Origin of the sequence: Weissella muntiaci, from assembly GCF_008107635.1 — a bacterium.
Lineage (GTDB): Bacteria > Bacillota > Bacilli > Lactobacillales > Lactobacillaceae > Weissella > Weissella muntiaci.
Genome location: NZ_SDGZ01000016.1, coordinates 37566 through 57761 on the forward strand (window position 1 = coordinate 37566; position 20196 = coordinate 57761).

Annotated in this window: 23 protein-coding genes; all 23 read left to right on the plus strand. The window is 39.3% G+C overall.

What is annotated here, in order from left to right:
• Window positions 1-89: 89 nt before the first annotated feature.
• Window positions 90-767, plus strand: a complete 678-nt coding sequence (locus ESZ50_RS07970) for a phage tail tip lysozyme (protein ID WP_148623041.1) — start codon at window positions 90-92, stop codon at window positions 765-767.
• Between the two features lie 263 nt (window positions 768-1030).
• Window positions 1031-1525 (plus strand): terminase small subunit, encoded by a 495-nt coding sequence (locus tag ESZ50_RS07975; RefSeq protein WP_148623042.1) that lies wholly within the window; start codon window positions 1031-1033, stop codon window positions 1523-1525.
• Window positions 1512-2825, plus strand: coding sequence for a PBSX family phage terminase large subunit (locus tag ESZ50_RS07980; protein ID WP_148623043.1), 1314 nt, complete (start codon window positions 1512-1514; stop codon window positions 2823-2825). The genes ESZ50_RS07975 and ESZ50_RS07980 overlap by 14 nt, the downstream gene beginning before the upstream one ends.
• 11 nt (window positions 2826-2836) lie before the next feature.
• On the plus strand, window positions 2837-4348 hold the full coding sequence (locus tag ESZ50_RS07985; protein WP_148623044.1) for a phage portal protein: 1512 nt from the start codon (window positions 2837-2839) through the stop codon (window positions 4346-4348).
• Between the two features lie 2 nt (window positions 4349-4350).
• Window positions 4351-6027, plus strand: coding sequence for a phage minor capsid protein (locus tag ESZ50_RS07990; RefSeq protein ID WP_148623045.1), 1677 nt, complete (start codon window positions 4351-4353; stop codon window positions 6025-6027).
• 7 nt (window positions 6028-6034) lie between these two features.
• Window positions 6035-6316 carry a hypothetical protein gene (locus ESZ50_RS07995; protein ID WP_148623046.1) on the plus strand — a complete coding sequence of 94 codons (282 nt, stop codon included), beginning with the start codon at window positions 6035-6037 and terminating at the stop codon, window positions 6314-6316.
• Between the two features lie 216 nt (window positions 6317-6532).
• Window positions 6533-7153, plus strand: a complete 621-nt coding sequence (locus tag ESZ50_RS08000) for a phage scaffolding protein (protein WP_148623047.1) — start codon at window positions 6533-6535, stop codon at window positions 7151-7153.
• Window positions 7153-7995, plus strand: a complete 843-nt coding sequence (locus ESZ50_RS08005) for a N4-gp56 family major capsid protein (RefSeq protein WP_148623048.1) — start codon at window positions 7153-7155, stop codon at window positions 7993-7995. The genes ESZ50_RS08000 and ESZ50_RS08005 overlap by 1 nt, the downstream gene beginning before the upstream one ends.
• A gap of 60 nt (window positions 7996-8055) precedes the next feature.
• Complete coding sequence (locus ESZ50_RS08010) at window positions 8056-8286, plus strand: hypothetical protein (RefSeq protein ID WP_148623049.1); 231 nt, start codon at window positions 8056-8058, stop codon at window positions 8284-8286.
• Between the two features lie 20 nt (window positions 8287-8306).
• The gene (locus ESZ50_RS08015) at window positions 8307-8702 is read left to right on the plus strand and encodes a head-tail connector protein (RefSeq protein WP_148623050.1); all 396 of its coding nucleotides are present in this window, start codon (window positions 8307-8309) and stop codon (window positions 8700-8702) included.
• The gene (locus ESZ50_RS08020; protein ID WP_148623051.1) at window positions 8696-9043 is read left to right on the plus strand and encodes a putative minor capsid protein; all 348 of its coding nucleotides are present in this window, start codon (window positions 8696-8698) and stop codon (window positions 9041-9043) included. Before ESZ50_RS08015 ends, ESZ50_RS08020 begins: the two co-directional genes overlap by 7 nt.
• Window positions 9043-9396 (plus strand): minor capsid protein, encoded by a 354-nt coding sequence (locus ESZ50_RS08025; RefSeq protein WP_148623052.1) that lies wholly within the window; start codon window positions 9043-9045, stop codon window positions 9394-9396. Before ESZ50_RS08020 ends, ESZ50_RS08025 begins: the two co-directional genes overlap by 1 nt.
• Window positions 9393-9782: a minor capsid protein gene (locus ESZ50_RS08030; RefSeq protein WP_148623053.1), complete on the plus strand. Its 390-nt coding sequence runs from the start codon at window positions 9393-9395 to the stop codon at window positions 9780-9782. Before ESZ50_RS08025 ends, ESZ50_RS08030 begins: the two co-directional genes overlap by 4 nt.
• Window positions 9783-9800: 18 nt before the next feature.
• Complete coding sequence (locus tag ESZ50_RS08035; protein WP_148623054.1) at window positions 9801-10274, plus strand: phage tail tube protein; 474 nt, start codon at window positions 9801-9803, stop codon at window positions 10272-10274.
• 72 nt (window positions 10275-10346) lie between these two features.
• Window positions 10347-10859, plus strand: coding sequence for a hypothetical protein (locus ESZ50_RS08040; RefSeq protein WP_148623055.1), 513 nt, complete (start codon window positions 10347-10349; stop codon window positions 10857-10859).
• Window positions 10860-10865: 6 nt separating this feature from the next.
• On the plus strand, window positions 10866-11450 hold the full coding sequence (locus tag ESZ50_RS08045; RefSeq protein WP_148623056.1) for a Gp15 family bacteriophage protein: 585 nt from the start codon (window positions 10866-10868) through the stop codon (window positions 11448-11450).
• Window positions 11451-11467: 17 nt separating this feature from the next.
• On the plus strand, window positions 11468-14650 hold the full coding sequence (locus tag ESZ50_RS08050; RefSeq protein ID WP_148623057.1) for a tape measure protein: 3183 nt from the start codon (window positions 11468-11470) through the stop codon (window positions 14648-14650).
• Between the two features lie 12 nt (window positions 14651-14662).
• Window positions 14663-15544, plus strand: a complete 882-nt coding sequence (locus tag ESZ50_RS08055) for a phage distal tail protein (protein ID WP_148623058.1) — start codon at window positions 14663-14665, stop codon at window positions 15542-15544.
• A gap of 2 nt (window positions 15545-15546) precedes the next feature.
• Complete coding sequence (locus ESZ50_RS08060; protein WP_187387589.1) at window positions 15547-16674, plus strand: siphovirus ReqiPepy6 Gp37-like family protein; 1128 nt, start codon at window positions 15547-15549, stop codon at window positions 16672-16674.
• Window positions 16675-17709: a hypothetical protein gene (locus ESZ50_RS08065; protein WP_148623060.1), complete on the plus strand. Its 1035-nt coding sequence runs from the start codon at window positions 16675-16677 to the stop codon at window positions 17707-17709. It abuts the gene before it with no gap.
• 13 nt (window positions 17710-17722) lie between these two features.
• Entirely contained in the window at window positions 17723-18640 is a 918-nt protein-coding gene (locus tag ESZ50_RS08070; protein ID WP_148623061.1) for a hypothetical protein, read from the plus strand.
• A gap of 13 nt (window positions 18641-18653) precedes the next feature.
• The gene (locus ESZ50_RS08075; protein WP_148623062.1) at window positions 18654-18959 is read left to right on the plus strand and encodes a hypothetical protein; all 306 of its coding nucleotides are present in this window, start codon (window positions 18654-18656) and stop codon (window positions 18957-18959) included.
• 1 nt (window position 18960) lies between these two features.
• Window positions 18961-20016 carry a GH25 family lysozyme gene (locus ESZ50_RS08080; protein ID WP_187387590.1) on the plus strand — a complete coding sequence of 352 codons (1056 nt, stop codon included), beginning with the start codon at window positions 18961-18963 and terminating at the stop codon, window positions 20014-20016.
• Window positions 20017-20196: the final 180 nt, after the last annotated feature.

Consider the following 20196-nt stretch of genomic DNA (forward strand, 5'->3'; position numbering starts at 1 on the left):
GTTGTATATTTATATTGTTCAAAAGGATAAGACGCAGGAACAACGTTAAATCTAATTTGTTCGATAAATTTTTTATAAGGAGGTCAAGCATGAGTCAAGAAGATAATGCGAAAATTATTTTTGATTATTTGGTTGGTACTGATGGCTGGAGTAAGGAAGCCGCCGCTGGAATTCTAGGGAATATGCAGTCTGAAAGTGGAATTGTCCCAGATATCTGGGAATCTGGTCAGATTGGTAACATGAATGTTGGTTATGGTTTGGTTCAATGGACGCCAGCATCAAAGTACATTACTTGGGCGCAAAACCAAGGATTAAACTATAAAGATATTTATAGTCAACTAAAGCGAATTCAGTGGGAAGTAAATAATAATCAACAATGGATCAACGCTAATATGTCATTTAAGCAGTTTACGCAACGGGCAGTAAGCCCAGAAGATAGCGCATTCTTGTTTATTAGGTATTATGAGCGACCACTAAATCCAAATCAACCTGCTCGACAAACACAAGCACGTTATTGGTACGAAAAATTTAAGAATGATGTTATTTCACAAAAGAAAAATGAGGTATATAAGATGTTTTTATTTAAAGCAGATATTGCAACAGTATATGGTGATCAAAACGCTGTATATTTGTTAGCTGATGGGGTTATTATTTCGATTGATCCCGGTAATGCGTTTAACGACATGAAGGCCGCTGGAATTCCATTTGCGGTTCTTACTAAGATGAACACAGAAGCTTTGATTGCCGGTCATGGTGGAGTAAAGTAATAAAGTTAAGTTTGGGCAATGGCTTAAGGCTGTTGCCTTTTTATTTTGCAATGAAAGGTGGTGGGAGTTGTGTAGTTATGAAAAGAGATAGAGAGTATGGCTTAGTATCTGGTGACGAAGAATTGAAGATACTAAGATGTCTGGATAGATCATATCCAAAGATGAATAGAATTATACATATTAAAAGGCGAAAACCACTAACTCAAGTTAAACGCTATGGGTGAGTGGTTATTTTTATACATGGGAGGTGGTGAGATGTAGTTATGAATTTAACGGAAAAACAGAAGCGATTTGCGGATGCTTACGTTGAGCTTGGGAATGCAACAAAAGCTGCCGTTGAGGCTGGTTATAGCGAAAAGACAGCTAGAGTAATTGGACAAGAGAACCTGCTAAAACCTGCTATTAAATGTTACATCGAAACTGCTATGAATAAAATCAAATCTGACCGTGTTATGAGCGCAACTGAGGCGGTTGAATTACTAACTAGTATTGCTAGGGGTGAATTGATTGAAACGGTTGTAGCAGGCGAATATACGGTAGATAAGACACCTGATGCAAAAACAAGAATGGCAGCTGCTAAGGAGATATTGAAGCGTTACCCCGCTAGTGATCGAATGCTGAATGCACAAATTAGGAAGTTAGAAGCTGATGCTGATATGGCAGAATATAATGCAAGTCTCAATAGGAGTTCAAGCGGTGTAGCAGAAGAGATAAGTTTCGAATATAACGAAGAGAGAGTTATAAATGAAGAAGATTAATATAGCTAAGTTTGTTAACCCTAGATTTAGTTTTCTATTTAAGAATTCAACACTTTACTCAGATGTTATTTTATCCGGTGGCCGTGCATCTACTAAGTCATCAGCAGTTTCTATGTGGTTACTGACATATTTTCTGACTGACGCTAATGCAAATGTTGCAGTATTTAGAAAGGTATTTGGTACTGTTCGTGGATCTGTATATCAACAAATAGTTTGGGCTATTAATCAATTAGGATTAGAAAGTCGTTTTAAACTACAGAAAAGCCCATTGCAGATTATTGATAAGTTAACTGGAACGGGGTTCTATTTCTACGGCGTGGATGATCCTATGAAACTGAAGTCGGCAAAGATAGCCAAAGGTTATGTTCGTTGGTTATGGTTTGAAGAGACGGCAGAGTTTAAGGATTGGGCCGAGATTGACACAGTCAGGCTTACTTACACTCGTGAGAAGCTGCCTAACGGATATAAGGTACAAACCATTTACTCGTTTAATCCGCCACGAAACCCATATGCATGGGTTAATGGTTGGGCCGAGGAGCAAAAGACTGTTGAGGGTTGGAAGGTAGATCACTCGACGTATCTAGATGATAAGCGGGGCTTTTTATCTCAGCAGTATCTTGATGACATTGAACGTTACAAGGCTAACGATAATGAGTATTATCGGTGGCAATTCTTGGGGGAAGCGGTTGGACTTGGTAACAATGTCTACAACATGGATATGTTTCATCCCATTACCGAGTTATTTGAAGATGACCCACTGATAACAGTTGCTTATTCATTAGATGGTGGGCACGCACAGTCAGCAACTACTGTGTTGCTATTTGGAATTACAGCAAAGAGAAAGGTTATTTTGTTAGATACCATGTATTACTCTCCTGCTGGTAAGTCTCACAAGCTGGCACCTAGTCAACTCTCTAAGAGGGTGCATGATTTTATTCAACAACAGTTGAAAGACACACGTTGGGGTAGATTACCTATTGAAAAGCGGACAATTGATTCAGCTGAAGCTGCACTGCGAAATCAGTATATTAACGACTATGACATTGCCTGGCACAGAGTAGCTAAAAAAACAAAACAGATAATGATTGATAACGTCCATTCGCTACTTGCTGAAGGGCGTTTTTATTATTTAGACGTGGAGAATAATCAGATATTCATTGAACAGCATCGTAATTATCGGTACGACGAGAAGACCTTAGATACTGATGACCCAAAGGTAATCAAAGAGGATGATCATACGGCTGACGCTTTTCAGTACATGGTATTAGATAACGCTTCATTACTTGGTTTGAAGTTATAGGAGGTGAGACTTTGAGTGCAGTAGATACGATTATGAATTGGTTTAGGAGAGGGGGAATTATGTCATCAGGCAGTTTAACAAATATTACGGATCATCCACGAATTGGGATTGATACTCGTGAGTATGATCGTATTCATGAGAACTTAAAATACTTTGAAGGACGATTCCGACCAGTAGTATATAAAAATGTTTATGGCGAGGATATCCAACGGCCTTATGTGCACTTAAACATGGCACAAGTTAGCGTTCGTCGATTATCATCAATCATTTTTAATGAACAAATGACGTTTGAAATCGCCAAGAATGAGACGGCTAATAAATACGTTCATGACGTATTAGCTAATAACGACTTCATCAAAAACTTCGAGCGTTATTTGGAATCAGCTTTAGCTCTAGGTGGTTTGGCTATGCGTCCTTATACAGATAAAGGACAGGTTAAAATCGCCTATATTCAGGCGCCTGTATTCTTTCCATTGCATTCAAATGTAAATAGCGTGTCAGAGGCAGCCATTGCTACTAAGTCAGTCACGGTGGAGGGGCAACGGAATGTCTACTGGACTCTATTAGAGTTTCATTCATGGAACGGCGATAACTACGTTATTGAGAATGAGTTATATCGTTCCAATGAAGCTAATGTGGTAGGAAAATTGGTACCCTTACAGAGTAATAAGACTTATGCAAATCTTGAATCTAGGACAATCTTTGAGGGATTATCACGGCCACAATTTGTTTACTTAAAGCCATTCGGTATGAATAACAAGGATATCTCCTCGCCTTTAGGGTTATCTATCTTTGATAATGCTCATACAACGTTGAAGCAAATTAATGATGCTTATGATCAGTTCAACTGGGAAATTAGAATGGGACGGCGCAAAGTTGCTGTTCCAAAAGACATGGTCAAGGTAAATATTGATGAGAATGGTAAATTCACAAGAACGTTTGATCCTGAAGAGGGCGTTTATATTTCTACTGGTACCACTTCCGAAGACGGCAGAATTCAAGATATGACCAGCGACATTCGTTCGGATAGCTATATTACGTCTATCAATCAATTCATTAAGACCTATGAGCTACAGACAGGGCTTTCAGCTGGTACATTCTCATTTGATGCGCAAGGTCTGAAAACTGCAACCGAGGTTGTTTCCGAGAACTCGATGACATATCAAACACGCAACTCACATCTAAATAATGTTGAACGCGCAATTCAAGAACTGATTATATCTATCTTAGAGCTAGCAAAAGCAACAGGGTTATTTGTTGGAGAAATACCTGCTCTAGATGATGTTAATTTAAACTTTGATGATGGCGTGTTTACTGATAAGGCAGCACAACTAGACTATTATTCAAAGGCAGTCGCTGCTGGTTTGCAGAGTAAGCAACGTGCCATTATGAAAATATTGAACGTTGATGAGGCGGAGGCCATGAAAGTTATTGCTGAGATTGAAGATGAATCATCTGGACCAAAGGAACCGGTAGATGATTTGGCTTATTCGGGTAAGGATGACGATAAGACTGAGGAGTAACTATGGCAAAAGTCAACGAAGATCAAATGACAATGCTGGCTTCTATGGTTGGCGATATCTATTCAAGTCTTGGACAAGAGTTATTTATGAGGTTGATCGAGCGTATTAAACAGCGTGGTGTAGCTGATTTACAAGATAATCCCTATTTGTGGCAACTCGAGAAGCTAAACGATATGCATATGCTTAATCAAGAAAATATCAAACTGATTCTTGAACGTACCGGTATCGCCAAGGAATTGCTTTATCAGATTATCGAGAATGAGGGATTAAAGGTCTATTCAAATACAGCGGAACAATTAGCTAATGATTTGAATGCCGATACCTTCTCATATAATGGAGTACAAGAAGCATTATCTTCGCTCGCTAATCAAACTTTTTTAGATATAGATAACTTGGTAAATCAAACCTTATTAACTACCAATATGAGCGACAACGCCACGATGAGACTTTATAAAAAGATGATTGAGCAATCTGTTGCTGAGGTTGTTACTGGAACCAAGACAGCAGATAGAGCAATCTCCGATGTGGTTATGAAGTGGATTGATAAGGGGATATCTTCATCATTCACGGATAAAGGTGGTCATGAATGGTCCATTGATCGGTATGCTCGGACGGTTATGGAATCGACTACTTATCGGGTTTATAACGATATGCGAATGCAGGCGGCTGATGAGTTTGGTATCTCAACCTTTCACATGAGTTCTCATGCGGCAGCTCGTCCTGCTTGTGCGCCAATTCAAGGGCATATAGTAACAAAAAATACTCAAGGCTTTGATAGTGGCGACGAAGCAATTGGCTATGTAGAGTCTATTTGGCAGCATGGTTATGGTAGTGCTTCAGGGACAATGGGAATTAATTGCCACCATGTTTTAACTCCGTTCGTAATTGGGGTTAATGAGCTACCTGATGAAGAGATACCTAACCCAAAGGATGCAATTGCTAATGGAGAGAAACAGGCTAAACAACGTTCCTATGAACGTGGCATTCGTGACGCAAAGTATAAGCTACATGCAGCCAAGTTACTAGATGATAAAGGTTTGGTTAATAAGTATCAACAATTGTTGAACTCTAGACAAGCAGGGTTACGCAAGCTTCTAGCTTCTAACGATTTTCTTAACCGAGACTATTCTCGAGAGAAGATATACCAAGCTTCCAAGATTATGAAGTCAACAAACAAATTATTACGGGAAAAAGTTGGGAAGACTGAAGCCTTATACACAGATGCCGTAAATAAGCTTGGTAGAAGTGGCTTCCTTACGCTTCAAGAATTTAAGAGGTTGGTGTATGATAATGTGTATACAAGCCGATTGCTGAAACAATATATTAAGGATCGTGAAGAGCTTCAAGTAGAAACGCTAGCTGACTTTAAATTATATTTACAAGTAGATAAACAAATGCATGATTCAATTGATGGTTTGAAAACGGTGGATGGCGTTATCATTAAGAGTCATTCGATGCATTCCATAAGCAGAGTTATCGGGGTCAGACAAAAAGGTGGAAGCAATAACCTTCGGCGTGAAGGAATTTCGATTGAAACTATTATTTATACTCTGAAATATGGTACCGTTACTACAAGTAGGCGAAGTAAGAATGTGAATGTATATGAGTCAGATCGGGGAAAAGTAACGGTTAATGTAGAAACTGGAAATCTGATTCAAGGTTCTTCCAAGGAAAGGTAAATAAGCTATGTTATCTGGAGTAATAACTGAAGATCAATACGACGTATCTACCAAAGCTTATAAAAAAAATAATGATAATCTGGGCGCCTTTGATAAAGCAACTAATGTGCAAAAAAAGGACGGCAGAGTTGAAGTTTATTTTGAAAATTATAAAGTATTTAAAGAATGGTTTGATGATTTTACTGATGCGACCGTTGCCTATGGTTTCAATAGCGAAGGTGAACCAACTAAAATTGGACTAATCATGGAGTCAGTTCATGACGATCTCTTTGATCAGATACAGAAATGACCGTTTTAGTCTTTGGCGAAGTGCTTAAGAAGTAATTCCTGTAACGTATGCGAGGTATTATCGATAACGCGTACAAATTAAAATCAAATTAATGAAGCACCTACAATGTAGTGGGTGTTTTTATTTTGGACCTGAGTAAGTCCTAAAACTGCTCTTTTTTCATACACAAAATCTGTGTGGGAGCTGACCCACTTAACAACAGCTTAGGAGGACAGTATGGATACTGAGACGCTAAAGAGTTTTGGTTTAGATGAAAATCAAATCAAGTCTGTAATGGGGGCTTATGGTAAAGAACTCAATCCTTTGAAGCAAGAAAAGGTTTCTCTTGAGCAAGAACGTGATTCATTAAAAACTCAGGTTGATGATGTAACTTCACAGCTCACAGAAGCGCAGGGAAAGGCTGAAAAAGGCAGTGAACTTGCTAAGCAATTCGAGGAGTTACAGCAAAATTTGAAGGACTCAGAAGCCAAGGCAAAAGAGCAACTCAATGCAACTAAGAAGTCGTATGAAGTTGAAGCCGCGCTTGCAGAAGTTGGGGCTCTAAACAATAAGGCTGTTATGGCATTGATTGATACCGATAAGGTTAATTTTGATGATAATGGCAAGCTTATTGGTTTGAGTGAACAACTTGAGTCAGTTAAGACAGAAAATGATTTCTTGTTTAAGTCGGATAATCCAGGCAAAACTGGTGGACCGAAGATTGTAAATGATGGTAATCCGCCAGCTGGTGGCAGCAATACCACAAAATCATTGGCAGATTATTCATATTCAGAATTAGTTGGATTAAAGACAAGTGATCCAACTGCATATCAAGCACTAACAGGAGGACAGGAATAATGGCAGTAACTAAATTAACTAACATGGTTGATCCAGAGGTAATGGGCGAGATTATCCAAGCTCAATTGCCAAAGGCGATTAAGTTTACAGGTATCGCTTCAATTGACACAACTTTGGAGGGACGCCCTGGTGACGAATTAACAGTGCCATCATATAAATATATTGGTGATGCTGTTGATGTTGCAGAAGGAGCACCGATTGATTATTCATTGCTAGAGACTGATACAACTAAGATCGGTATCAAAAAAGCTGCAAAGGGTGTGACGCTTACAGATGAGGCTGTATTGTCTGGTTTAGGTGACCCAATGGGCGAGGCGCAACGTCAGGTCCGTATGGCTTTGGCGTCAAAGATTGACAATGATGTTTTATCAGCAGCTTTGAAGGCACCACTTACTCTATCTGATGCATCAATTGATCTTGATTTAATTGATAAGATCGAAGCTACTTTCGTTGATGCACCTGACGCAATTGAAGGACAAACCACCGATCAAACTGGAGTACTATTTGTTTCTTACAAGGATGCGGCAACGCTTCGGAAGTTAGCAACAACAAGTTGGACTCGAGCAACTGAACTTGGTGATAACATTCTAGTTTCTGGTGCATTTGGAGAACTTTTGGGATGGGAAGTAGTTCGTACTCAAAAGTTGGAGCAAGGTCAATTCTTAGCAGTAAAGCCAGGTGCTTTGAAGATTTACATGAAGCGCGATTTGTTGGCTGAATCAGCCCGAGATATTGATACAAAGGCGACGAAGTTTAATGCAGATCAACACTATGGTGTCGCAATTGCAAATGAGGCTTTGATTGTTCGCTCTGCTGACAAAACTACGACACCTGGTGCCTAGTTAATTAGCTAATTGAAGGCCGCGGTTGAAAGGACCATAGACCGTGACAAGGAGGCAAGCATGGCAGCATTTAAGAAAGCCAGTAGGTACATCGTTTTGGTTGATTTTGTGGATTTTAAAACGGGGATTACTTATAAAGCAGGAGATGAATTCCCAGTAAGTACATCTATTACTCGGTTAAAGGATTTATTAGCTGATGATAACGAGGGACGTTCTGGATCATTAAAGGGTTCAGCTTTGATTGAGGCAGCTGATGAAATTTTAGCGGAAACCTCAAAAGTGACAGAATGATGACATGTTAGGAGTTTCAAATGGAGTATCTAACATTCAAAGAATATGAGGACATGCATTTATCTTCTATTACTGAAAAGAAGTTTGACGAGCTAGTTGTTAGAGCAATTGATAATATTGATGTTCAGACAAATTATTTCTATCAAAAACACGATCTAGATAATGATGTCAAAGTGCGCAAGAATGCTTTCAAAAAAGCTATTGCGGTGCAGATTGAATATCAATTTAGATATGGAATTTTGACGGTTGAAGATCGACTAAATGCTGGAGATTTGAAGTCACAAAATATTGGTAGAACATCCATGTCATTTGGGGATAGCGGAAACACATCAAGCAGAGGATCAACGTTGTCTTCTGATGCGTATGAGTTATTACTAAGTGTTGGCCTTTTATATAGTGGGGTATCAGTATGCTAGCGAATCCAAATCCATTATTTCTGACACATTCGGTAACTGTGGAGTTATATGTTGGCCCGAATGACTGGGGTGATCCAATGTATAGCGCGGGAATACGATTGAATAACGTACGATTTGAGAGAGATAAAGTATATCAAGGAACAGGAAACTCGCGACAAGTAATCGCTGAGGGTGTTGTCATGGTATACGCATTTAACCAATCGGACGTAAATATTTCAGATGATTGGCTCAAAGCTCGTGTTACAGATGAAAGTGGACAGCAGTATCTGATTAATCGAGTTATCTCTAACAACCAAGACACATCAGTGGATATTTATAGCTGGGAGTTGGAGGTCATTTAATGGCTAATGCAAAGATTGATGTTCACGTTGATTTATCAAAAATTTATAAGAAACTTAGTCCTGCTCAATTAGCTAAGGCTCAATATATTACAGCCAATCAAATGTTACTTGATATGAATAGACTGGTTCCAATGAAGTCTAAAAGACTACGCGCTTCTGGGAGTGTAACAAGGCAGGGAGATATTCAATATACTCAGGTCTATGCGCGAGCTCAATTTTATGGAACTAATGGTAAACAGATATTTCATAACTACACGACAAGCGGTACCGGCAAGCGTTGGGATTTAAAGGCTAAGGTTCTGTATGCTCCTAAGTGGGGTAGAACATTTGCAAAGGCGGTGATGAAAGGATGAATAACGATTTTATTAGTCGCTTGGCTGATGTAATCAATGATATTGAGGGGTTACCATTCACCGCGATTAAGGGCTTTTTGGATGCCAACGAAGGGATTAGTGTTTATCCTTTACCTGGCGGTCAGGTCATTAGTGAGGACATGAGTGGCGCTAGAGATGTTGAATTGCCCTTTGAGATAGCAATCAAGACACAAAAGCAAGAAATTGCTAATGATACATTATGGCGAATAAATGATGTTTTAAGCAGTTTCGATCTTAAAGTTGAAAGTGCTAATTCGTCGTATGAATTTAATGATTTAAATGTAGATAAGCCTTTTCTCCAAGATGTGGATGATAAAGGCTTTTTCATTTACTTGTTGGATGTTAAAGCAAGTATTCGTATTTAAAAAGGAGAACAGATAATTATGGCACGTAAGAAAAATGCACTACGTAAGCACTTTATTGCACCTTACAATGGTGGAACTATGCCAACCGATGCTGATGAGAAAGTATGGTTGCCATTGGCAGCAAACATTACAACGATTTCTGATGATTCTGAAGAAAAGACTGACACAGCCGGCGATTATGCTGGTGATGGCAATGAATTGGATATTCTTACCGGTCGTTCGGAGAAGTGGAGTTACGAAGGGACTTATGATCCTGCGGACCCAGCGCAACAACTGATTGCTGGAATGAAGCGTAAGACTACCGATGAAGAACGTATGTTGTGGCATAAAGTTGTTGAGAGCGATGGCTCAACTGTTGTTGGTGCTGCTAAGGCACTGGAAATTGTCGCTGGTGGCGGAGACGCGACGGAGTTTGAAGACTTTACAGGTCATTTGGACTTCGTTGGTACTCCCACGATTACCAAGGCTTCAGACACCGGAGCTGGTGCTTAATAGCTTAAAATAACAATCTTTTGCTTAATAGCTTAAAATAACAATCTTTGGAATAAGAAGGGATAAAATATCATGAATGAAAATCTGCAACAAAATCAACCGACACCAACTGTAACAATTCCGTTTGAAGTGAGTTATCTAGCGGTACGAATCGGAAGCGTGGAGATGCGTTTTATTAACACTGAAGAGAACCTGCTCAAACTGCAAAATATGTCGGAAAACCCCGAAGAGTATGTGAATAACAGAGCCTCTGATTTACTTCCAAAGTTTGATGAATTACAAGCTAAAGTAGCGAATAACAAAGGCGATGCAAAGTGGGAAGATTTGGCAGAAGTGTTACGTCTTCAAAAAGAAGCGTTAACTCGTATCATGGATGATATTTTTATTCCTGGCGATTTCGTGAAGTTGTATGAGCACTATCCAGATCTACGACAGATCTTGGCACTTATGCCAACGATGATGCAGATTATCGGCCAAGCTGTCGGTATTTCCATGGAGAATAAGGAACAAGAGTTCCAGCGTAAGATTGCCAAGTTGCAGAACCGCAAGAATAAGAAGCGACGTAACAATCGTAATTCACGGTAATTGATCATGTTTAAGCTGAATGAAGCTGAAAATAATGAACTTAATTTTGAAGGAATTTCATTAAAAATTGATTTATCTTTTGATAATGTCTTTGATGTTTTTGAATTATTTGAAAATGAAAAAGATGATGTCATACGATTATATGGAGCATTGAGGTTGCTTGTTGATAAGGATATTGAGGAAATCTTAACACCCGAAAAGGCAGGGGAACTTTTAGGAATAATAATTGACAACTATATCAATGTAAAAAAAGAAGACCCTGTTCGTCTAGACTTGAATGGTAATCCTGTAAAAAAGCGAAAAGGCACCGCCAAGGAAGAGGATGACTCTGACCCAGTAGTGTCTTTTAGTTATGATGCAGATTATATCTGGACTAGTTTCTTTACTGCATATCACATTGACCTACACCAAGAATTTGGGCGACTGTCGTATCAAAAATTCATGCTGTTATTCAGAGACCTGCCGGAAGATACCAAAATTAAACGAATTATTGAAATTAGAACTTGGCAACCTGAAAAGGGAACCAGTTCTAAAGAAAAGGAACGGATGCGCAAGTTACAGAATGAGTATCGGTTACCTGATGATATTTGAGGAAAGGAGGATAAAATATGGCTGATGGAGTAGTTACTATTGCGGTTGAATTGCAAGATGGGTCAGTTGTTAAAGGTGTTGCAGACTTAAAAGGAGCGATGCAAGGTTTTCAAGGTGCGACTGATACCTCGAGCTCGTCAATGATAAAATTTGGGACTATAACTGGAGCAGCAATGGCTGCTGTTTCAGCAGGATTTAATGTTGTTAAAGAATCTGTTTCTGATGCCGTCGCTAGATTTGATACTTTAAATCAATTTCCAAAAGTAATGAAACAAATGGGATTTTCTGCACAGGATACTGCTAAGGCTACTGAATCACTAAAAAAAGGTGTAGATGGCTTACCTACCTCATTAAGTGAAATTACGAAAAGTGCACAAAGTTTTGCAATTTTAACTGGTAGTGCTGATAAAGGTGCTAAAACTGCAGTAGCATTAAATAACGCTTTCTTGGCATCAGGAGCAAGTGCTGATGATGCCTCTCGAGGTGTTCAGCAATATTCTCAAATGCTTTCATCCGGAACGGTTGATATGGAATCTTGGCGAACTTTAACGGAAACAATGCCCTATGCCTTGAATGAGGTTGCAAAGTCATTTGGTTTTACCGGCAAATCAGCTAAAAATGATTTATATAAAGCTCTACAAGATGGAAGCATAACCATGGATCAAATGAATCAGAAATTTATGGAGCTTAATGATGGAGCAAATGGTTTTGCGGCAACTGCCAAAACTGCAACTGCAGGAATAGGAACATCATTTAAGAATTTGAAGAATGCGACTGTTAAAGGGTTGGCTGATACAATTACAGCGATTGACACAGGACTGACTAACGCAGGCTTGCCAAATATTGCGGCATTAATTGACATGCAAAAAGATAATGTGGCAGCAGCTTTTAAGACGTTCAATGCGGTTGTAGCAGTCGGTGTCCAGGGTATCGCTACCTCTATTAAGTTTTTGTATGACTTTGTCAATAACAATAAAGATTGGATAGCGCCTCTTGTTGTTGGCCTTGCAGCCGGAGCCACAGCTTTTGGGATTTTAAAGGCTGCAATGAATATATCCGGAGCAGTTACTTCTGTTATTTCTTCGATTAGTAGTATGATCGAAACAATGCAGATACTTTGGTTACTAATGTTAGATAATCCTATTGCAATAATTGTCATAGCAATTGCCGCGCTGGCAGCAGGATTAACGTATTTCTTCACACAAACTAAAACTGGCCAGGCTGCATGGTCTTCTTTTACTAGTTTCTTAGTAAGCGCATGGCAAAGTGCAAGTACGTTTATTAGTAGCGCGGTGCAAGTTATTAATTCTGCTTTCCAAAGAATGATGGATTATATTAGTCCATTGATCGGTGCTATTTCTTCATGGCTTGGGAGTCTTGCTCCGGTGGGAGGGGTATTTGCTGGTATATCTGGACCGATGGGTATAGTGATTGGTCTGATTGATAAATTCGGTCCATTGATCGTTTCGCTAGTCGCTCCAATCGGAATTGTAGGTAAATTACTATTACAATTTGCCGCGGCATTTATTCAGACTGGAAATGCCAGCGATGCTATCGGATTGATGGCATCTAACTTTGCTAGTCTTGTTACAAATGTGCTGAACGGATTAACAACGGTTATCAACGGATTAACATCAATGTTGCCATCAATAATTCAATTTGGAGTAGATATTATCACTATGCTTATCCAAGGGTTAGTTAGTGCATTACCACAAATAATTCAGGCGATGACAGGGATCATAACTCAATTAACAGGTGCGCTTACCACCGCACTACCAATTATTGTTCAGGGCGGAATACAGTTAATCAACGGGTTAATGCAGGCGATTGTTAGCGCACTGCCTGCACTTGTACAAGCCTTTACTGATGGTATACAAAGCTTAGTTACAGGTCTTACTGCTGTACTCCCCGAATTAGTTAATGGCGGTGTGCAAATAATTATGGCCTTGCTAGGTGCAATTGTGGGTGCCTTGCCAATGTTGATTGCTGCGGCAGTGCAAATAATTATGGCGCTAGTCAATGGCTTAATTGCTAATTTACCTCAAATTATTAATGCAGGTATTCAGTTGATAACAGCGCTATTGAATGCGTTTGTTACGATGTTACCTTTGCTGATTAATGCAGCTGTACAAATAATCATGGCTTTGGTTAATGGACTGATTGCAAATCTACCTCAAATTATTAATGCCGCTATTCAGTTAATAACTGCATTGGTAAACGGGTTTATTACGATGTTGCCAATGTTAATTACTGCGGCCATTCAAATAATTATGGCATTAGTAAATGGGCTTATTCAAAATCTACCGCAGATTATCAATGCTGGAGTTCAATTAATAATGGCATTAATAAACGGATTGATTCAGGTATTACCTCAGCTTGTAATGGCGGCGTTCCAGTTGATTGTCGCCTTAGTTGGTGCAATTATTCAGATGGTTCCACAGTTGTTAGCAGCTGGAGTTCAATTAATAATGGCACTGATCAGTGGTATTGGTTCATTGTTAGGAACGTTGATTCAGGCAGGAGCTAACCTAATTGTTCAAATGCTTAGTGCAATTGGTGGCTTCCTTGGAAATATGGGAAGTATGGGTTCAAACCTGATTACTAGTCTTATTGGTGGTATATCTGGATTAATTGGGAATGTTGCTTCTACTGTCGGCAAGGGTGTTTCAAATGCTGTAAATTCTGTTAAAGACTTCTTTGGTGATATGAAAGAGGCGGCGGGATATATGGTTAGTGGCTTGGTTAAAGGTATTGAGGACAAGATATCGGATGTTGTTAATGCAGCGAAAGATATGGGAAAGAAAGCAGTTGAAGGAGTAAAGAGCTTCTTGAATATTCATTCGCCTTCACGTGTTATGCGTGACGAAGTCGGACAATATATTCCACTTGGTGTCGCAGCCGGTATTGATCGCTATTCGGACAAGGCTGTTGACTCAATGAAGGCGATGTCTCGAAAGTTGACGATGGTTAAGCCAAGCGCAACGATTGACTTTGGAGCGCAAGGTGGACTTACACAGGCTCGTCAAATTATGCAAAATCAATTGTCTATTAGTGGTGATGATAGTAATAATCAAACTCCGGTCTCAAATACAGCAGAGGTAAATATTACCAACATTGTTCGAGATAACCCAAGTGAGGTTGAACAAGCACGAATTACTAGGAATGAAATGCGGAAAATGGGTTATGATTTGGCCTATTAATGGAGGAGGAGTATGGAAAAGGTAAGAGTGATATACAAGAATACTGATGGCGAAGAGCTAGTAATGGGGCGTTTTGCCCCTTTTTATATGCTCTCGTTTTCTGGATTTGGTACCCCTGAAACGACCATTACAACACAAAATTTATTCGGAGTTGACGGTGCACAAAAAGTGGCACGGCAAATTTCAGTTCGTGAGATGGAAATAATCTTATTGATCAAAGGAGAGTCATTTAATGAGTTACAGGATTTAAAACAGCGAGTTATTAAAGTTTTAAATCCTGCGTTATCCGGTACGATCATCTATGAAGTTTTGGATAAGACATTTGAAATTGATGTTGAGGTAATCAAAGGCGTTGATGAAGGAGAGGACAATACTTCATTAACTCAAAAAGGTTCTCTTCAATTTAAGGCACTTGACCCATATTGGCGTGATCGTAGTGAGTACAATAAGTTAATTCCACTTTCTCAAGTCGAGAATAAGTTTAAGTTCCCACTGCAAATTACTAAAGACTATAAATTTGCAGAGATGAAGCCAGGTGAGATTATCACTATTGAGAATGCTGGTGATGCTGCTGTTGGTGCGATTTTTACATTGAACTTTACAAAGGCCGTAAGAAATCCTCGAATTTATAATGTCCGAACACAAGAATACTTTGGATTTAATTATGTTTTTGAGGCTGGTGATGTTGTAACAATAAACACTATTAGAAATCAGAAACAGGTTTTATTTAAAGAAAATGGTAAAGATGCAATTAATGCAATGTCGATGCGAACTCCTGGATCAACTTTCTTGATTTTGAATAAGGGACAAACCTACCTTCAAATACAGGCGGACTCAGGTTTGGAAGGTATTATTGCAAATCTTGATTATAGTCCATTAGTTTTGGGGGTGTAATTTTGGAAGCGATCGAACAAATTGATATTGAGGTATTTAACAGAGTGGGTGATTCAGGATTTAATTTTGAATCAGCTGCTCTTTTTGATTCGGCAATTTCTTTAACTATTAATTGGAATTATCGAAACTTTGACGACTTTACGCTCAAAGTCCCACTTACTAAAGAAAATATTCAGCTGTTTAAAGCTGAGAACATTCTACTGTTAAAGGGACAATTCTTTTTTATTGATAGGACAATAGTTGAAAAAGACGATGATGGTTTTGCAACAGTCTCTGGTAAATCAATAGCGGCGAAACTTGATACTCGAATTATCATGAATACTTACTCTACTGATTCACGATTAGTGGAGAGGGTAGTGGCAGACCTGATTCAGCAACATGCAGTCAATCCTTCTGATGAAAAAAGAAAACTCGCATATTTAACATTAAGTGACAACATTGATGGAATTGTTGGCGAAAATATCGCTTATCAGAAAACTTACGGAGACGTGTTAGAAGAAATAACAACCCTGATGACCACTTATGACTTTGGTTTCAAGGAAGTTCCGGTTAATTATATTAATCCAGTCCAACAAATCGTTTTGTTTAAGGGCAATGATCTTTCTGACACGATTGAGTTTAGTAAAGAGTTCGATAATTTGACGAAAGAAAGTTTTGAGAACGCTGTCTATGATGAGCGAGATACAGCGTATGTTCTTGGTGAAGGCGAAGGTAATGATCGAAAAGGTGTATATATCGGCACGCAACTGTCGGGAATTGAGCGACGAGAGTTATATGTAGACGCTCGAGACTTACAACATACGGTTAAGAATGATGATGGTTCTGAGACTGAATTAAACGATGATCAATATACGAATGCTTTAATCCAACGTGGCAAGGACAAATTGGCGGAACGTATGCCTGTCCTAGAAGTGAATGGAATTGTTAATCTAAACAGTGAATTGTTTGAATTTCGAAAAGATTATAACGTCGGCGATCGTGTGAGGATAAGTTCGACTTTATTTAGCATGGCCAAGACAGCGATATTAAGTTCGGTTGAAGAAGTTTGGGACTCTGATGGTCACACAATGACGCCAACGTTCGGTAACGAGTCGCCAACTATCAAAGACATTATAAAAAGGGGTAATTAAATGGCACAATGGTTTTTTCCATTTCAAGACATAGGTGGGGACAGGACGTATAGTGACGCAGATTTCGCTTTGTTCTTTACTCATTTGTTTACGAATGGAGTCTTTATAAATGTGGGGAATGCGTTGCAAGTCAAAGCAATGGATACACCGGCAATGCGAATTAGAGTCTTATCAGGGGCGGCTAATATTAATGGTCGTCAATTTATGAACACTACCGAGGCAACACTCGACGTTCCCGTTGCATCAAATATGCAGGATCGTGTTGACTCGGTTGTCTTACAACTGGACTTATCAAATCGTTTGATTCAACTCGTTTATAAAAGTGGGACTACTTCAGTTGTAAGGGATGATTTCATTTATGAAGTTCAAATCGCAACAGTTAAAGTATTGAAGAACTCATCAACTGTAACGTCGTCTGCAATTACTGATACTCGTTCCAATAATGATGTTGGTGGTTATGCTTCACCTTTTGAAAAAGTAGATGTTAGTGGACTAGAAGATCAGTATCGCGACATGCTACAACAGGTTTACACATCAGCAGAAGAGAACTTGAATTCAATTCTTGAAGAGGCACGACAGACAGCTGCTGATGGAAAGACTGAACAAGAAAACTCGTTACAAAGTATGTATGATGCTTTTCAGAAGTGGTTTTCAGGTATTCAGGCTTCACTAGGTGATGACGTTGCCACGAATTTGCAAAATCAGATTAATGAGTTGAAGCCTAGCGTTGATACTGGTATCACGTTCAGTCATGAATTTGATGGTTATCCATTGGTTAATGCGTGGACTTGGGAATACGGTTTGGGAATGGTCGGCCTTGGCGATGAGCCGGATGGACTATTTGGAGGCTCAAATGTTGAGATTGTGAACGTCAGAGTTGTATATCTAAACCGTGAAAGTTTAAGGATATTTCTACCTGACTCACTACAAATGCTTAGCCCGAATATAGTTGATCAAGGAGACGGTAAATATCTTTTATCGCAAGGGCATCGGTCAGTTGGAATGTCTATTGAAAACAATGGATTTAAAGGATAAGTGAGGATAAATCATGGAACAAATTATTAAAGGAATGCCCGATGGAGCGGAAGCAATTCAAAAGAACTTCGCCGAACTAATGGGCAAGACACAGGGGCAAGCAGCGGCTTTTAAGGATTTCGCAGAAGTCGCGGCAGATATGGTCAAGTACTCCGGTGGATTTAGTGTTGCAGGTGTAACAATTGACAATGCTCCATTCTCTAATCCGTGGTACGCGGGACAAGTTATTGTGGGGACATCTGAAAAAACAGGTGCAATTGTAGCCTATTACTTTGGTGGGGGTATGAAAGTAACTGCTGTTAGTGATGGGAAAATCGTTGGATGGCGTGAATTGGCAACTACTGACAACGCTGGACTTATCGACTGGCAACCCAATATGGATGTGAAGAAGGGACAATTAGTTACTTTTAAATCACTTGGTACTGCTAAAACGGGATTATTAACTTTCCCAATCTTTATGTCCTTAATCGATCAAAATACCGGAAGTTCTTTCCCAGCGGCTGATTCACTCATGGGAGTGAGCGGTAAATGGAGATTAACAAATAAGGATGCTTATTCATATGACATCGGTCAAGTTAATTTTCCGTATGGATTTGGAATGCAATTGACACGTATAGGCAACATGGTTATTCCGTACCCTAATGGAAGAATGACTGCAAATGTTCCCTCAAATACTCGGATGGAATTGGCTCAAGAACAAGTACCGGTTGGATTACGTATTATTAATCGTTTGGGCGATAATTCAGGTGTCACACTTAGAGTGGTAGATGAAGATGGATCAGACTATGTTGATTATTTGATTAGCAATAATGGGAAAATTTACACTACATCATTAAATGGTTTTCCATCAGGAAATTACTTACGAGGATTTTCAACTCCTTATGAAACAGGTGATTCAATGATTTGGATTGCGGGAGTGCCAACAGTATAGAAGGGGGAAGCGAGTGTTTACAGCAGGTATCACCACAATAATTGGCGGAGCAATTGGTTGGCTTGCTAAGGCAATTATTGCTGGAATTAGGGCTAAGCCAACGATGATTGATGCAGCAACTGATGGTTATCAGGAATTGATGAATGCTAATCGAGAGCTAATGGACCAGTTACGGGAGTCAGTAGAAGATCGTCAAGCTTGGTTACAGGAGCGAGCTGAGTTAAAAGCAGAAGTAACGCAATTAAACAGCACAATTCAAAATCTAAATAATAAGATTGCAGGTTTTGAAGCGCTATTGTTGGCAAATGGAGGACGTTAAATTGAATAAACTAAAAACACTGGTCGTTGCGATTGCATCGGCCTTTTTTGTATTCGGTGGAATGGCGGTGTTTAGTCAATCAGCTCACGCCGATACACCACGATATGACATGATTGATGTATCTAATCATAATGGAGCAATGTCAGCAGATGAGTTCCGATTTATGCGTGATAACTATGGTGTTAAGGCGGTCACGACCAAAATTTCAGAGGGAACGACATTTTCAGATTGGACAGCTGCTGGAAATATTAAGGCGGCCATTGATGCGGGGATTTACGTCAATGGGTATCACTTTTTAAGTAGCACTACCATTGATGGAGCTATTGTAGAAGCTGATTATGCTGTACAACAAGCACGAGCAGATGGATTACCAGTAGGCGCAGTTCTTGCGGTTGATGTTGAGAACTCCTACCAAATGAATATGGGCCGTGCAATGCAACCAGTTGTTCAAGCATTTATTAATGAGGTTCAACGTGCTGGAGGCTATCGTTCAACAACTTATACTATGGGTTCACATCTCGAAGTGTCAGTTGATGGAGATCCATCATGGATTGCGAGTTATCCATACACTCCAACTAGTGAACAAAGCTGGTATTCAACTGAACACGCTTGGCAGTGGACTTCAAAAGCAACCTTTGCTAGTTCATTAGGTGTATTCGATGTTTCACAATTGTATGATGATTTCTTTACTGCTGGCCAAGACGCAAGTAATAATGTTACGCCACCAGCAGAGAATAACAATCAAACTGACACAGTTCAGTTGGACGGTGTCTATGTTGTTGATTCATGGAAAACATACGGCTCAGGCTGGTACGCTCGTAACAATGATATAAGTATTCCGGTAGCTGATTACAATAACGATATTCCAGTGCAGAGCGTTACTCTAACAGATCGCTATGGTAATGCTTTGGGCAACCAAGTAGCTCAAGGTAATAATGGAATCATGGAATATTTTACTTTGAACGATAATTACAAAGTGTTGAGCCGTGTAGGTAATGCAATTCAAATTGAGATGAATGGTGAGTCAGTTTGGTTGAAGATGGCTTATACTAAATAAGAAAATTCTGATAGTTACAAGAGTTTAACCTTGAATTAAGGGAGCGGGAATAATATATAAATCAAGTAGAAACCCATCTACTTAGTTCTTTACTTACTCCTAAAAAATAAGTCGATTTAGAACCCACTAGATCACATATACTATAAGACCCACTAGGCGGTGATGTGAACCCCGTAAGTT